This is a genomic window from Salinimicrobium sediminis, from assembly GCF_900215295.1.
Classification (GTDB): domain Bacteria; phylum Bacteroidota; class Bacteroidia; order Flavobacteriales; family Flavobacteriaceae; genus Salinimicrobium; species Salinimicrobium sediminis.
In genome coordinates this window covers 1,221,434-1,238,068 of sequence record NZ_OCMF01000001.1, presented here as the reverse complement: position 1 = coordinate 1,238,068, position 16,635 = coordinate 1,221,434, and the positions used below count along the sequence as shown (strand labels likewise).

At 43.5% G+C, this 16,635-nt stretch carries 10 protein-coding genes; 3 read left to right on the top strand and 7 right to left on the bottom strand.

Annotation, left to right across the window (positions count from 1 at the left end):
• Positions 1 to 246 precede the first annotated feature (246 nt).
• Positions 247 to 1,587, top strand: coding sequence for a deoxyguanosinetriphosphate triphosphohydrolase (locus CRO16_RS05595; RefSeq protein WP_097055800.1), 1,341 nt, complete (start codon positions 247 to 249; stop codon positions 1,585 to 1,587).
• A 51-nt stretch (positions 1,588 to 1,638) separates the two neighbouring features.
• Positions 1,639 to 4,470, top strand: a complete 2,832-nt coding sequence (locus CRO16_RS05590; RefSeq protein WP_097055319.1) for a T9SS type A sorting domain-containing protein — start codon at positions 1,639 to 1,641, stop codon at positions 4,468 to 4,470.
• 18 nt (positions 4,471 to 4,488) lie between these two features.
• On the opposite strand, the gene CRO16_RS05585 is transcribed toward CRO16_RS05590, so the two are convergent.
• Positions 4,489 to 5,457, bottom strand: coding sequence for a DUF3078 domain-containing protein (locus CRO16_RS05585; protein WP_097055318.1), 969 nt, complete (start codon positions 5,455 to 5,457; stop codon positions 4,489 to 4,491).
• Positions 5,450 to 7,246, bottom strand: coding sequence for a 1-deoxy-D-xylulose-5-phosphate synthase (locus tag CRO16_RS05580; protein WP_097055317.1), 1,797 nt, complete (start codon positions 7,244 to 7,246; stop codon positions 5,450 to 5,452). The genes CRO16_RS05585 and CRO16_RS05580 overlap by 8 nt, the downstream gene beginning before the upstream one ends.
• A gap of 38 nt (positions 7,247 to 7,284) precedes the next feature.
• On the opposite strand from CRO16_RS05580, the gene CRO16_RS05575 reads away from it, so the two are divergent.
• The gene (locus tag CRO16_RS05575; protein WP_097055316.1) at positions 7,285 to 7,734 is read left to right on the top strand and encodes a nucleoside deaminase; all 450 of its coding nucleotides are present in this window, start codon (positions 7,285 to 7,287) and stop codon (positions 7,732 to 7,734) included.
• A gap of 165 nt (positions 7,735 to 7,899) precedes the next feature.
• Here the strand turns inward: CRO16_RS05575 and CRO16_RS05570 are convergent, their stop codons facing one another.
• The 5 genes from CRO16_RS05570 to CRO16_RS05550 all read right to left on the bottom strand — a co-directional run bounded on the left by CRO16_RS05570 (position 7,900) and on the right by CRO16_RS05550 (position 16,629).
• Complete coding sequence (locus CRO16_RS05570) at positions 7,900 to 8,766, bottom strand: glycoside hydrolase family 16 protein (RefSeq protein WP_097055315.1); 867 nt, start codon at positions 8,764 to 8,766, stop codon at positions 7,900 to 7,902.
• Between the two features lie 65 nt (positions 8,767 to 8,831).
• Entirely contained in the window at positions 8,832 to 11,105 is a 2,274-nt protein-coding gene (gene bglX, locus CRO16_RS05565) for a beta-glucosidase BglX (RefSeq protein WP_097055314.1), read from the bottom strand.
• Positions 11,106 to 11,140: 35 nt separating this feature from the next.
• Positions 11,141 to 13,468 carry a glycoside hydrolase family 3 N-terminal domain-containing protein gene (locus CRO16_RS05560; protein ID WP_097055313.1) on the bottom strand — a complete coding sequence of 776 codons (2,328 nt, stop codon included), beginning with the start codon at positions 13,466 to 13,468 and terminating at the stop codon, positions 11,141 to 11,143.
• A 4-nt stretch (positions 13,469 to 13,472) separates the two neighbouring features.
• Positions 13,473 to 14,873, bottom strand: a complete 1,401-nt coding sequence (locus tag CRO16_RS05555) for a glycoside hydrolase family 30 protein (RefSeq protein ID WP_097055799.1) — start codon at positions 14,871 to 14,873, stop codon at positions 13,473 to 13,475.
• 4 nt (positions 14,874 to 14,877) lie between these two features.
• Positions 14,878 to 16,629 (bottom strand): cellulase family glycosylhydrolase, encoded by a 1,752-nt coding sequence (locus CRO16_RS05550; protein ID WP_097055312.1) that lies wholly within the window; start codon positions 16,627 to 16,629, stop codon positions 14,878 to 14,880.
• Between the last annotated feature and the right edge of the window lie 6 nt (positions 16,630 to 16,635).

Genomic DNA, 16,635 nt, shown 5'->3' with positions numbered 1-16,635 from the left:
ATTTACTCGAAAAAGATAATCGATTTTCGAATTACGCATAAAAAGGAACTTCGGTAAATCTCAAAGATTTCTCGTCACATCTCCTTTTTAGCAAAAGCAGACGCTCTGTCGAAATGACAATTGAACTGATTTAGATCTTTTTTAATCCTGAATTTTAAATTTTGAATTTTAAATAGAAAAGGAAGCTGTGGCGAAACAGCTTCCTTTTCTCTATTTTTGAAGCTTTAGTAAAACAATTACCAAATGATGAACTGGGAGCAGCTGCTTTCTTTGAGAAAAGCAGGAGACACGAATAAAAGATTAAGAAAAGAACAGAATGCTACCCGTTTAGGTTTTGAAGTTGACTATGACAGGATCATTTTTTCATCAGCTTTTAGAAGTCTGCAGGATAAAACCCAGGTAATTCCCCTTTCAAAGACCGATTTCGTACACACGAGGCTTACGCACAGTTTGGAAGTTTCCGTGGTTGGGCGTTCCCTTGGTCGGCTTGCAGGCCAAAAGATCCTGGAGAAGCATCCGCAGCTTGAAAAAACCCATGGTTATCAAATGAACGATTTTGGTGCCATTGTTGCCGCTGCAGCATTAGCGCACGACATCGGGAATCCGCCGTTTGGACATTCAGGGGAAAAGGCGATTGGAGAATATTTCAGCAATGGTAACGGAAAGAGATTCAAGGAGATGCTCACGCCTGAAGAATTTCAGGATCTAACGAAGTTTGAAGGAAATGCCAATGGTTTTAAGATCCTTACCGAAGACAGACCGGGTATTCCGGGCGGCATCAGGCTTTCCTATGCCACTTTGGGAGCATTTATAAAATATCCGAAGGAATCCCTTCCGCATAAACCAAGCTCACGTATAGCCGATAAGAAGTTCGGAATATTCCAGTCTGAAAAAGCCTTTTTTGAGGAGGTAGCCAACGAGCTGGGACTTATTTCAACAAGCAAGGGAAAAAATCTCAGTTACTGCCGACATCCACTGGCCTTTTTAGTAGAAGCGGCAGATGATATTTGTTACACGATCATTGATTTTGAAGATGGCATCAACCTGGGGCTTATCCAGGAGGAATATGCGCTGGAATATTTGATCAACCTGGTGAAAGATTCCATCATCACAAAAAAATACCACAATCTGCAAACCCGCGCCGACAGGTTGAGCTATTTACGTGCTTTGGCTATCAATACGCTGCTTACTGAAGCCGTAGAGATCTTTATGGATAATGAAGAAGCTATCCTAAAAGGGGAATTTCACGAGGCATTATTTGACAGGAGTAAATATGAAGCGCAGATCACAGACATCATAAAGATAAGTATTGATAAGATCTACCAAAGTGAAGAGGTAATTAGTAAGGAAATTGCCGGTTATCAAATGCTTTCTCACCTGCTGGATACTTATACCGAAGCCCTTTTACCCCGGGACGGCGAGTACACGAACTACAACAAACTCGTGCTGAAGCTCATTCCTCATGCAGGAGATTTCGAAGATCTGCCGGTTTACGAGAAGCTAATAAAAATTTGCAGCTATATCTCCTCATTAACAGACAGTAATATTGTTTCGTCTTTCAAAAAATTCAAGGGGCTGAAAATTTAATTTTTCGTATTTTACCGGACTGATTTCTTCGGAAATAGTTTACATCCCTATATGAGCAAAAGATTATATTTTATTCTTCCGGTGCTGGTATTCGCCACAGTTTTTGGCATTTACAGGCTTTCAGAAGAAATTTCCACCCCCAATATTTCAGAGATCCGGAAGAAACACTCCGAATTTCTTAAAACAAAATCGCCCGAAAAAGACCAGGGGCTTTCCAGACTTGAAAAAATTCAAAAGGGATTACCTCCCAATAAATATTATGAGCAGATGGAATATTTGACCATGAATCCTGCTCTGGGTTATCCTGAACCTCACAAAGTGCGGGAGCTTCATGAACAATTACTTGAGCAAAGAAAAGGTAAAAAAGGAAGCATAAAATCTCCCGGCGACAGCGAAGCACATCCATGGGTTTCCCGTGGCCCCAGCAACGTGGGAGGCCGCACCAGGGTCCTGCTTTTTGATCCCAATGACGACACCGGGAGAAGAGTATTTGCAGGTGCGATAAGTGGTGGTTTATGGATCAATGAAAATATTACCAGTGAGTCTTCTCCCTGGAAAAAGGCAGAAGGTTTGCCGGCAAATCTAAATATTTCCTGTATCACAGTTGATCCCAGGGATTCCAATACCTGGTATGCGGGAACCGGAGAACAGTATACCGGCGGTGATGTAATTGGGACAGGAGTCTATAAAACGATCGACGGTGGCGATACCTGGACAAAAGTGCTGGATGTGGAGAAATTCAAGACTCCGGGATCAGGTCAGAATGCGAGGATAATTGGGGGAGTCTACTATATAAACGATATTGAAGCCTGGGATAATGGTAGCAGCACCGAAATCTTTATCGGGGTTTCCACTCATCTTTATGCAAATGCACGTAACCCTACCAACTATCTTGGTTTTTTCGACAGAGGTCTTTACGGCAGCAAAGATGGCGGAAACAACTGGAATAAGATCCTTGAAGACGAATCTTTTAATGACTTTGAAGTAGACGCAGCCGGAAATATTTGGGTTGCAACCACCTATTCTCCCGGCGTTGAAAATTCTAGAGGAGGAATGATCTTCAAAAGAGAAAAAGGAGAAAACACCTCCTGGAATTTGATTACCACCATTCCTAATGTCTACAGAACAGAGATCGAAGCATCACCTTCGAATCCGCAAAAATTCTATATCCTTTCTGAAGGTGTTTCTGAAGAGGCCGAGATGTGGATCACCACAGATGCCTTTGCCTCAATTGTGCCATTAAATGAGCCCAATGATGCAGATCTTGATATTCCAGCAGATGATTTCGCCCGGGGTCAGGCCTTTTACAATCTTATGATCGAGGCAGACCCAACAAACGATAATATCGTTTATGCCGGCGGAATTGATCTTTTTCGTTCTACAGACAGCGGACAGAGTTGGGAACAGATCTCCAAATGGGCTAATAATGCCAACCTGGATCAACTTCCGGTTTCTGAAGTTCATGCAGATCATCACGTGATGCGTTTCAGGCCCGGAAATACCAATCAGGCGATCTTTGGTCATGACGGTGGAGTTTCTTATGCCAGGGACCTTGCTGCAGCCAGCACTTCTGATGTTTTTATTACTCCTGAAAGCAACTATATCACCACCCAATTCTATTCTATTGCGGTTGCTCCTACCTCTTTCTCCAGCGGAGATTATTTTTTAGGCGGCACCCAGGACAACGGTACGCAATTGATCCAAAACGGCGATCCTGTTTCGATAGGAATCCTTGGAGGAGACGGAGCGCATTCATTTTTTGACCAGGATGACGCTGAATATTTTATCGCCAATCTGGTTTATAATGACCTTATCGTGTTGTACAATTATGATAAAGGGGATTACGGCCTAATTGCGAACAATGAAGACAGAGATGGCTTTTTTATTAATCCGCAGGCATTGGACTCTAACCTGGATATCCTCTATTCAAATGGACCCGGAGATCGCGATGGCACCCTGTACCGCTATGAAAATTTAACCAATCTTACTTCCATTGGAGATGACGGAATAACAAGTGATGATCCCGTGGCCAGAAGGCGAACCTTGACGAATTCTTTACTGGATGTTTCTATAAGCGCCTTAAGTATTTCACCATATACCACAGAAAGTAGCACGGTATATCTTGGTCTCATCAATGGAAAGCTCTTACGGGTTCAAAATGCCAACGGCGAACCCTCCAATGCCATCTGGACAGAGCTTACAGGTTCGCAGTTCGTAGGCAGCATTTCAGATATAGAATTTGGAAGAAACGAGGATGAACTACTTGTGACCTTCTATAACTACGGAGTAAGAAATGTGTGGTACACTGCTAATGCCACAGCAGCCAATCCTACCTGGGTGAGTAAGGAGGGAAATCTGCCGGATCTTCCGGTGCTTAGTATCCTTGCCAATCCATTGAATAAGGAGGAAGTGATCATAGGGACAGAACTTGGGATTTGGGCTACGGAAAATTTTAGCTCCAATTCTCCTGTCTGGAAACAATCCTATAATGGAATGAGCGATGTAAAAGTCACCGATCTGGATCTTAAAAAAGGTAATAATGTAGTATACGCTGCTTCATATGGCCGCGGAATGTTTTCGGGAAAATTCAAGACGGCTGAGGAAGAGGCTGAAGAGAGGGGAGAAATGGTGATAGATGATAATATGATCACTGTTTATCCTACTATTTCAGACGGGACTTATAAAATTATTTCGGGCGAAACTTCAGCCGGGACAGAAGTTTACATCTACAATGTACAGGGGAAACTTGTGAAGTCTGTGCGATTAGATCTTGAAGACAATATTCCTGAAGAGATCCATCTCTTTACAGAAGCCTCAGGACTTTATTTTTTCAGAATACAAAGCGGAAATTCCAGCAGGGTCCAGACCCTTATCAAAAAATAGGTTGGAAAATCAACTTTTTCAGAAGGAATAAACGAGCCCTACTCCAAGCAATTGCTTAAATTGAATTTTTGGCCCACCGGTTTCTAGAGTTCCGTCGCCATCCAGATCTTGTTTGAACTTCACATCGTCATCATACTTAAGATGTGAGCCTACGTTCGCACGCACGAATTCATTGACTTTAAGATCGAGATTGAGTTCCCAGTCAATATCAATGTTTCCGAATTTATTGAGATAATCCGAATACAGCCGCAGGTTGTTATTCAAACCTATATTATCAAAGATCTGTTTGGTAAATGCACTGCTCACCAGGAATCCAAATTGGGTCCTCACCCGCTCGCCTTCTTCTATAATATTCCCTTCTTCATCCTTTATAGCCGGTGTGACTCCAAACATGCCCTCATTGGCCAGCCTTTGATCAAGTACAAAAGTAGACTTCTCTGTCACCGGAGAAATATACACCGTAAGGTCTTCTTCGGGTGATGAGTATTCTGTTCCCACACCCAAAAATGCGTAACCCGGGGCCATAAATTTTGAAATAGGGGAATCTGTATTTGGATAGCGGTAACCGTAGGTAAGTTGTGTGTTAAAGTTGAATTTTGCCGAATAGTACCAGTTAGAGACTGAATCCCGGCGATAGCCGAAGTTCGAATTTATTTCCAGCTGATCTTCGGTCTTTCTTAATTCCCGCCCTTCCTGGGCATTAAAGCCATATTTTATTACCAGTGTTGAATTCCAGTTAAGCAGTTCCTTTTTATATTTTCTTCCGAAATTCCCATTTAAAAGCGCAGAAAAAGAATTGTTTCCCCCTGAATTCCAGTTGATAAAAGCAACTTCATTAAGGCTTAAGCCTACCTTATTCACATTTTCCCAATAGTTGATCTTCTCATTAACAACTTTAATAGTGTCTACAGCCGTGGTATCAGTCACTTTTGCGAAACCTGTAAGGCTAAAAAGAAAAAAGAGGAGGCTTAGGGTAAACTTATGCATCAGGTAATTTATATTTTTTCAGAAGGTTGGACAGGCAACTGCTAATACTCTCAACGTCAATTTTTGCTATTTCTTGTAATTCTTCCACTTTTCCGTGGTCAATAAATTCGTCTGGCAATCCCAGCATCCTAATTGGGATCTGGATATGATGCTCCTGGGCAAATTCCATAATTGCAGAACCAAACCCGCCTTTTACCACTCCGTCTTCAATAGTAACTACCGCCTTGTATGTTTTCATGACCTCATGAAGCAACTCCTCATCTAAAGGTTTTACAAACCTCATATCATAGTGGGCAATTTCCCCCTGCGGAAGATCTTTTAGTGCTGCACTAACATTAGCTCCAACAGAACCGAAGCTTAAAACCGCAATAAGTGTACCCAGCTGCAGTTTTCTTCCTTTACCTATTAACAACTTATCAAAAGGCAGTTGCCACTCTTTTCTAAAGCCACGCCCGCGAGGATATCTTATTGCTAAAGGGCCTTTTAGAGTACCATCCTGGGCGGAATATAGCATATTCCTAAGCTCCACCTCGTCCAGGGGAGCAAAGATGGTCATGTTGGGAATGCAACGCAGATAAGCAATATCAAAGGCCCCATGATGAGTAGCTCCATCTTCTCCAACGAGTCCGGCACGGTCAAGACAAAATACCACAGGTAAATTCTGAAGCGCCACATCGTGGATCACCTGGTCATAAGCTCTTTGAAGAAAGGTGGAATAAATGGCGCAAAAAACCGTAAATCCCCGGGTGGCCATTCCTGCGGCCAAAGTAACTGCATGTTGTTCGGCTATCCCTACATCGAAGGCCCTTTCGGGAAAGGCATCCATCATGTACTTTAGGGAGCTGCCCGTGGGCATTGCCGGCGTGATCCCAATGATCTTCTCATTTTTTTCTGCCAGCTCCACTAAGGTGAGCCCAAACACATCCTGAAACTTTAATGGAAGACCTTTGGTGTCATACGGAAGTAATTCTCCTGTATCGGGAACAAATTTCCCCGGGGCATGATACTTCACCTGATCTTCTTCCGCCTTTTTAAGTCCTTTCCCCTTTGTTGTTATGACGTGAAGGAACTTGGGCCCCTTGATCCCTTTTAACTCTTCCAGGATACTTGTAAGGCTTTCCAGGTCATGACCATCAACGGGTCCAAAGTATTTAAAATTGAGGGCTTCAATAATATTATCCTGTTTCGGTTTATAGCCAACTCTGGCTTTAGTAAGGTAATTTTTAAGCGCACCTACACTGGGATCAATTCCTATTGCATTGTCATTGAGAATGATCAATATGTTAGCATCTGTAACCCCGGCGTGGTTGAGCCCTTCGAAGGCCATTCCACTGGAGATGGAGGCATCCCCGACTACTGCTATATGCTGCTTCGCGGTTTCTCCTTTAAGGTTTGAAGCCAACGCCATTCCCAGGGCAGCAGAAATTGCTGTTGAGGAATGTCCAACGCCAAAAGTATCATACTCGCTTTCGCTCCTTTTTGGAAATCCGCTTAAGCCGCCTAACTGTCGGTTGGTGTGAAAAAGATCTCTTCGTCCGGTAAGGATCTTGTGTCCGTAAGCCTGGTGGCCTACATCCCACACAAGCAGATCTTCAGGCGTATTAAAGATATAATGCAAGGCTAAGGTGAGCTCTACAACTCCAAGGCTGGCACCTAGGTGGCCTTCTTTGGTCGCCACTATTTCAATGATGAATTTACGCAAATCGGCTGCCAGCTGCGGAAGCTTTTCGGGAGCAATTTTTCGCAGATCTGCAGGGGAATTTATAGTATCAAGAAGACTTTTTGCCATGAAAGGCAAAGGTACATTTTGAAATTGTATTTTTGAATATGCAATTAGTTTTTGACGACAGCTATTTTATGAAGAAGGCGCTGGAGGAAGCGCAATTAGCTTATGAAAAAGGAGAGATCCCGGTAGGCGTGGTCATTGTGGCCAGGCAACAAGTGATCGCCCGCGGACATAACCTCACCGAGCTCCTCAATGATGTCACCGCACATGCCGAAATGCAGGCTATTACCTCTGCAGCTAACTTTTTAGGCGGAAAATACCTCATCGACTGCACGATGTATGTGACACTTGAGCCCTGCCAGATGTGCGCCGGTGCTTTATACTGGAGTCAGATCTCCAATCTGGTCTTCGCAGCATCGGATCCCGAAAGAGGATATAGAAAAATGGGGACTAAGCTTCACCCCAGGACAAAGGTGAAAAATGGCATTTTAGAGGAGGAAGCATCTGAACTGCTGAAGAGGTTCTTTATTGAAAGAAGAAATTTGAATTAGATCGCTGCGCTTTGCAGAATCAAGAGCCAGGACTTGACCGGGAAGAACCCTCTCAGGGTTTAAAAACCTGAAAAGGTGGCGGGGGCAAAAAGAAACTATTATAAAAATAAAAATCCTCTTCAAAAATGACATTTTTGAAGAGGATCTCCGGCTAATTGCGAATTATTATTGAGTAATCAACACCCAATCTACAAGCACTTCGGCTTTTCCATCTTTGATGAGTTGTACTGTACTTTCAGGAAGTCCGTTATATGGTTCTTCGATGCCGTTAGTTTTGTATGGATATGCACCTCCCAACGCCAGGTTAAGGATAAGGAACTTCGGGTTGTCAAAAGCCCACTTGCCGTAGTGTTCTACCATAGGTTTTGTAACCCGATAGATCAGCCTGCCATCGACTCTAAAGTCAAATCCTTCAGGGGTCCAATCTACAGAGTACATATGCCAGTCAGTAACATCCTCTCCTTCGGGAAAGAAATATTTATTCACCAGCGGAGTTTCTCCAGAATAACCGGGGCCGTGTAGGGCAACCCCGATCCAATCTGTTTCTCCTACGTATTCCATGATATCGATCTCCCCGGTTTCGGGCCAGTCTCCACCGCCTAAAGCCCAGAAGGCCGGCCAGTAGCCTGTACCTTTTGGCAATTTCATTCTAGCGGCTGCAGTTCCGTAGGTGAACATCACTTTATCCCTGGTGTTGATCCTTCCGGAGATAAAATCAAAATCATTCCCGCGGTAATTAATGTAATTCGGGCTATAATGCGCTTTTAATACGAGGGCATTTTCAACGCCTCCGGCATCGGCACCTTTTACAGTAAAAACAGTTGCAGAGGTATCAACATAGATCTGTTGTTCATTGTTCACCCAGAAATCTGTGCCCATTACATTCCACTTTTCACGGTTCAGGTTGTCCCCGGAAAAATCTTCAAAGAAGAGGGTATCTTTTTCTGTCTTTACATGGGCCTCCTGTGCCAGCAAACTGCCACCCGTAAAGACCATAAGGCCCAGCAATATATTTTTAAACTGTTTTTTCATGCCTGTTTTTTATTTGAAGTTAAGTTTTTAAAAGGTTCCAAAAATGGCTTTTTGGAAGCTGATTTTTATTTTAGTTCAAAGCTTTCAACTTTAAGATCTGCTGAATTTCCTCCGACCATCACCTGGAATTTTCCCGGTTCTGAGGTCCATTTCCTTTCGGCATTGTAAAACTCCAACAAATCATTGGTGATCTCAAAAGTTACCTGTTTGGTCTCTCCCGGCTGCAGCTGTACGAGTTCAAATCCTTTTAATTCCTTCACCGGCCTGGTAGTACTTGCCACAAGATCGCGCAGGTATAACTGCACCACTTCTTTACCTGCAATGCTTCCTGCATTTGTTACAGGCACAGTAACTTTAATAGATCCCTGTTGTGTCATCTCCTTTGAAGACAAGCTTAGGTCCCCGTATTTAAAGATGGTGTAACTTAGACCATACCCAAACGGATACAATGCCGTTTTCTCCTCATCGGTATATGCCGAATACGTCACATCTGTAGGATTGGTAGGACGACCGGTCATCTTTTGATTATAATACAACGGCTCCTGACCAACAGCTCTCGGGAATGACACCGGAAGTTTCCCTGAAGGATTATATTTTCCAAAGAGTACATCGGCAATGGCGTTTCCACTCTCGGTACCCAACTGCCATGCCACTACAATTGCAGGAATGTTTTCAGCAGCCCAGCTTATTTCCAGTGGTCTTCCGTTTTGAAGCACAAGGACAACATTTTTGTTCACCTTAAAGATTTCCTGCATCAGTTCTTTTTGTACCCCTGCCAGACCAATATTCACCTGGCTTCTTCCTTCCCCGCTCTGGAAAGCATCTTCTCCAAGGGCAAGAATAACGAGATCGGCCTTTTTCGCAACCTCAACAGCGGCTTTAAAGCCCGACTTATCGGTTTTATTTATTTCGAGGGGTTTTAGGAAGCTTCTTTCTCCCATGCCAAGATCGGCACCTTTTTCGTAGGTAATTTTTACATTTTTACCTGCTGCATTCCTTACTCCTTCCAGGATAGAAACTGCGGAATTAGCTTCCCCCTGGGCACGCCAGTTACCTATAGGTGTGTTCTTATCATCTGCCAGCGGACCAATAACCGCAATGTTCTTTACTGAAGAAGAAAGCGGAAGCAGGTTCTTCTCATTCTTTAGAAGCACTATTGACTTCTTAGCTACATCACGGGCAACCTCCCGGTGGGCTGCCTTATCTATTTTATTGATAGCTTCAGGATTCGAGTAGCGGTATGGATCTTCAAAAAGGCCAAGTTTAAATTTCACTCTTAAAATCCTTCGTACCGCATCATTAATTAATTGTTCGTCAAGCTTTCCTTCCTCTACCAGTTTTACCAAACCGGTTTCATAGGTACCGCCTTCCATATCCATATCACTTCCGGCTTTTAAGGCAATTTCGGCAGCATGAGTAAGATCTTCGGCATAACCATGGTCTCTCATTTCGGCAATTGAAGCCCAGTCTGAAACGATAAAACCATCCCAGTCCCAATTTCCTTTTAAGATCTCTCTCTGGAGTATCCGGTTTCCGGTAGAAGGAGTTCCGTCGATGTCATTGAATGAGTTCATAAAAGTAGCCACCCCTGCATCGGCTGCGGCTTTGAAGGGCGGTAGAATTGTGTTGTGCAGTTCATTTTCTCCCACATGCACTGTATTATAATCCCGGCCTGCTTCAGCAAAACCATATCCCGCAAAATGTTTGGCGGTTGCCGCAATACTGGCAGGATCAGACAGATCCTCTCCCTGGTATCCTCTTACTTTGGCTTCGGCAACACGGGAGGTAAGATAGGGATCTTCCCCGGCTCCTTCCATAATACGGCCCCAGCGTGCATCCCTGGAAATGTCGATCATAGGAGCAAAGGTCCAGTTCACACCGTCTGCGGCTGCTTCCAACGCAGAGATGCGGGCCGTTTCCTCCATCGCTTCCAAATCCCAACTTGCAGTTTCTCCAAGTGGCACGGGGAAAATTGTCTTAAAGCCATGAATGACATCATAACCAAACATGAGAGGAATTTTAATGCGGGAATTCTCCATCACCATCTTCTGAGCTTCACGGGTTGCCTCAACAGAGAGAACGTTGAGCATGGAACCCACAAGTCCCTTTTTAAGCTGCTCTTCCCGAAACTGATTCTGGTCTCCGGTAGCGGGACCTGTAAGATCCCAGGTGCCACTATACTGAACCATTTGACCCACTTTTTCTTCAAGGGTCATAATATTGAGCACAGAATCTACTTTGGCCTCAACATCCTTAACAGAGCTCTTTATATCTGACTTTTGTGCCGTCGCCGTAAAGACCGGAAAAAGGCAAGCCAGGAGTAATATTCGCTTTTTCATTTTATTGGTTTAATTTGGTATTAGAGGTTGGCCAATTAGTTGGTCACCTCAAGGTTTGTTTTTAGTTCATCTACCATTAATTCGAAATCTCCCGGTTCAACCATTGACTCCCCTTTAGGAGTGAAGTAGGCAAGATCTTTCGCATTCAAAGTAAAGGTGACAGTTTTAGTCTCACCTGGTTCAAGAGAAATCTTTTCGAACCTCCTAAGCCTTTTAACATCGGGTGTAATTTGGCTGGCATACAGGTCTGAAGTATATAATTCTACAACTTCTTTTCCTGCTCTTTCCCCGGTATTGGTCACTTTCACTTCTACTGAGACAATTCCGGTGGTGCTGATCGTATTCTTATCCAGCTTTAGATCTGAATATTCAAAAGTGGTATAGCTTAATCCGTCTCCAAAGAAGAACTGCGGATTGTAATCGGCTTCGTAGTTATAAACTCCTTCGGCCTTGGCTTGTTCTTCAGAAGGTTTGTGAATGTAAGGTATCGTTGCATTTGGATATCGCGGATAGTTATATGGCAGCTTTCCGGAAGGATTTACATCTCCAAATAGAACATCTGCCAGTGCATCTCCTCCAAAATTTCCGGGGAGGTAAGCCTGTACGATCCCTTTCATTTCTCTTTCGAACTTACTGATAATCCGGGGGCGCCCTTCATTTAGGATAAGAATCACGGGGGTACCAGTCTTTGCAAGTTCTCTGCCTAATTCCGTTTGATGGTCAGACAGGTAGAGATCATTAAGATCCCCCGGCTTTTCAGTATAAGTATTTTCACCTACAGCAAGGATCACGTAATCCACGTTCTTAGCTGCGGAAATGGCTTTCTCAAAATCCACTTTTTCCTCCTCATAATATTTGCCTCCTTCGACGTAAGAAACACCAGGTTCAAAAATGACATTTTCGGCTCCTATTTCCTTCTGAACAGCTTCCAGAATAGTATTATAGGATTCTGCGAATTCGGGAGTCTTTTCTCCCTGCCATGAATAGGTCCAGGCTCCGTTGAGGGTACGCATTGAATTTGCATTCGGACCTGTTACGAGCACTTTCGCATTTTTGTCAAGCGGAAGTATGTTATCCTCATTTTTAAGAAGGGTTATTGACTCAGCCGCCATATCGTAAGAGGCTTGCTCAAATTCCTCACTTCCGAACTTTGGATAGTTCTTGTAATGCGTTACAGGAGTGTCAAAAAGGTTAAGAGCGAGCTTAACTTTTAGGATCCTTCTCACCGCATCATCAATCCGCGACTCCTTAACCTCACCTGACTTTACCAGATCCACCAGGTTGTCAACGAAGACCTCATACTGGTAAGGAACCATAGACATGTCGATCCCTGCATTAATAGCCATTTTTATAGCTTCCCTGTCGTTTTCGGCTACGCGGTCGCGACGGTGCAGATTTTCAATATCGGCCCAATCGGTCACTACCAAACCTTCAAATCCTAACTCTTCTTTTAGAAGAGAGGTAAGCAGATCGTAATTAGCGTGAACCGGAACTCCATTGATAATTCCTGAATTCACCATAATGGTGTGCGCCCCAGCCTCTACTGCAGCTTTGAAAGGAGGTAAATGGTATTCTCTTAGAGCGTCCTGAGGAATGTAAGACGGAGTTCTGTCCTTACCCGAAGTTACCGCGTGATAACCTAAAAAGTGCTTTAAGGTTGATGCAACATGCTCCGGATGTCCAATGTTGTTATCCTTGCCTTCATAACCATCGATCATTGCTACTCCCAAAACAGAAGTTAAATATGGATCTTCACCAAAAGACTCCCACATTCTTGAAAAACGCGGATCCATTCCAAGGTCTAAAACAGGAGAGAAATTCCAGGGAATTCCGCTGGCACGGGTTTCGTATGCAGTGATCTCAGCCCCTCGCTGCACCAGCTCAGGGTTCCGGCTGGCTGCCTGCCCAATTTGTTGTGGAAACATTGTAGCTCCGGCGGTATAGGTGGCACCGTGGATCATATCGACTCCATAGATGATAGGAATGCCAAGTTTAGTTTCGGCTTTGTTGATATCCTGAAGTTCTTTTATAACCTCATACCACTCCTCTTTTGAAAGAGCACGGTTATTTGCCGTATTAAGAAATGAACCAACGTGGTATTCAGAAACCGCTTTTCTAACCAGGTCTTGATCTAAAGAAAAAGGTTCGTAGCTGCTAAAGCGATCATCTCCTTTTCCAATAACATCCAGGGTTACCTGGGTCATTTGACCCACTTTTTCCTCAATTGTCATTTTCGACAAAAGTTCATCTACCTTGTTCTCAATTTCTGCTTTGGACGGCGCAATTTTTGAATCCTGAGCTTTGACGCCACAGCCGGTAGTTATTAAAATTCCAAGTCCTAAAATTATTTGTGATATTCTCATTGGATTATAATACTAAAGTTCCCACTGCTCCTGCCGGAAGCTGAAAAGAAGTTTGTTTATTATTCAATTTTACAATTACAGTTTTTTCAGTCTCCGATTTGTTCTGCACGATCAGAGCCACCGTTCCTTCTGGTGTCAAAAAGGCCACATTAGGAAGATCTTCAGGCAGGTTAGATTCCACTCTTACAGAACCGGGACGAACGAATTTTGAAGCTTGTGCAATTATGTAATATGCCGGTTCCCTTGTCACTTCATCACCTGTAATGGTAATAGCGCCCAGACAGCGGTCACATCCTCCTCTATCCGTATGGGGCTGTTGATTTTCATCGGCAGCCAGATTCCATTCCAGAACCGTCCGGCTCCAGTTGCGAGTGGCTCCTATTAGTAGATTTTCGGTATGCCAGGACATTTCCTTTGCAAAATCTCCCGGTGCTCCTACCCACTGTTCCGTGAAGTACAGGTTTTTGTCGGGATGAGCCTCATGTACTTCAGACAGGGCTTCTATTTCTCCGCCATATAGATGGAAAGCAGATCCATCGATATATTTAGCTGCTTCAGGATCATTTAAAATGCTGATGGGATAATCTGGCCTGTCGGCATTGTGATCGTAGATAATGATCTTTGTGTCGATATTGTTCTTTTCGAATGCAGGACCTAAGTGGTTTTTGATGAATTCAGCCTGATCTTCAGCAAGCATTAGCAGACTCGGATTGTTGCCGGGATGAAGAGGCTCATTCTGCACGGTAATAGCATCTATAGTAATGCCATGCTCGGCCATCGCCTGCACATATTTAACAAGATAATTGGCGTACACCGGATAATACTCTTCAAGCAAACTTCCACCCCGGGTATCCTTGTTGTCTTTCATCCAGGCCGGTGGGGACCAGGGAGAGCCCATGATCTTTATATCCGGAGCAATCTTCAGGATCTCCTTTAAAACGGGCACTAAGTGCACCGTGTCATTAGCAAGGCTGAAATTTTTAAGGTTAACATCAGTTTCTCCTTCCTGAAGGTCATTATAAGAGAACGGGGCTTCATTAAGATCTGAAGCACCAACACTCAGCCGGAGGTAACTCACTCCTATTTCATCCTTTCCGGTTCCAAAAAGCTCCTGAAGTAGTTCCGTTCTGGCCGAATCGCTCATTTTATTAATGTGCAAAGCACTTCCACCCGTAAGCGTATACCCGAACCCGTCTATTTCCTGAAAGGTCTGAGAAGTATCAATGTTTATAGTCGTTCCTAAAGTATCTTCTGCATCAATTACCTCCAGAGTACGCTGATCAAGCAGTGACTTTTGATCCATGGTTGTCAACCACAAGTTTGCCTTGGCTGTTTCTTTAGGCTCATCTGCACATGACGTTACTATTAGCAGCAAGAAAAGAGAAAATATTCGTAGGGATCTCATATATTTAGTTTTGGCGATTAATTTGGATTTGTTCGAGGTTAAAGCCCCCATCGATCACAAAAAATTTAATCTGGTTTTGTCCTTTTTTAAAGAGAATTTCTTTTACAGTTGTTTGAGTCCATTTTCCTGCACTAGCAGGAACTACAAAATCCGGATATCTCTTTCCGTTGACTTCAACAGCGGCACTACCGGGAGCATCGGCAGCAGTTTTGAAGGAAAGGTCAAAATTGCCATTTTTGGATACCTCAAAAGTGTATTGCATCCACTCCCCTTCTTCCATATCTCCAACAAAAACATCATCATAATTTTCCCTGGGCTCCATAGGGTAAATATCCACCCCGTCATTTCGATAGGTTCTACCGTTATTCCAACTTTGCCTCTCACCTCCCGTCGATATATAATAGTTGGCGGCGACATTGTCCTGATAAGCAATACCCTTTTCTCCCATGTCATAATTGGCAGCTTTAATAATTGCACTATTGTCGATGACTACTTCTTTAAACGGAATGGCTTCTTTTGTATGAGGCTGGCGCATCATCGCATCCACTACTCCTCTGTGATAATAGTTATTTTCAAGCTTTACATTTTCTGCCAGTTCCATGAAACCTTTGTAGGCTTCAGCTTCTGAAGGTTTCTCCGCTTCTCCTCTCCAGTAGTTAAGGATTTGCCCGTATCCCGGGTTTACCGGAACTTCTAAAGGATTGTTGAAACCTAATTTTTTGAGGGGCCACCAACACCAGCCAATGTTGTTTTCTTCCATAAGCCTAATAGCATCTGTAAACCAGACATTGGAATTCTCTCCTGTTTCCCCGAGCCATACGGGAGTGTTGTACTTTTCTCTGAAATCGAGGAACTGTTGGATAGAAGCAGTATCATTATAATTCCAGTATTTATGGAAGCTTATTACCATATTGTCATCCCAGGGAGGAAGTATTCCATTATAATTATTTCCCCATCCATTTCCTTCAATGATGATTATATGCCTGCTATCTACTTCACGAATAGCATTAGTAATATCTACCAAAAGCTTTTTTAGAGGAGCATTAAGAGTATCTTCAATTCCATTTTTATTTTTTCCTTCTTCGAAGGTCCAGTTAGGTTCATTTATAATGTCGTATGCACCAATCCAGGGCTCATCCTTGTACCTTTCGGCCAGTTTTCTCCAGAGTGCAATTAGTTTTTGCTGGTTTGCTTCGCTTTCCCACAGAGATGGTTTAGAGGGATCCCTATCTGAGATATTTACATCATGTCCCTGTCCTCCCGGAGCCGCATGCATATCTAGGATAAGATACATTTCATTTGCCTCTGCCCAACTTAAAAGGGAGTCGGTCATTTGAAACCCCTTTTCCAGCCAGGTATTCTCACCTTTTACCGGCTCGTCTTCTACCGGAAGGGTGTAAAGATTGTAATGCATTGGGAGACGGACTGAATTGAACCCCCAGCTCTTCATGGAATCAATGTCAATCTTTCGGGTATGATTCTTTAGCCAGGCTTCATAGAATTCGTCCGTTCTTTCCTTTCCTATCAACTCTTCTATATGCTCCCGTATCACATACTGCTGTCCCGAAAATGGCACTTTTAGCATATATCCTTCCTGAAGCATATGGCCACCCAGACCTATACCTTTTAGAAGTACATTTTCACCTTTTTCATCTACAATAATTTGACCTCTGGTATGGAGAAATCCGGAAGTAGATTCCTGTGCCTTCCCTGCTAATGAGAAAACCAAAAAGACAAAAAGAATTAAATTTTTCATGATTAC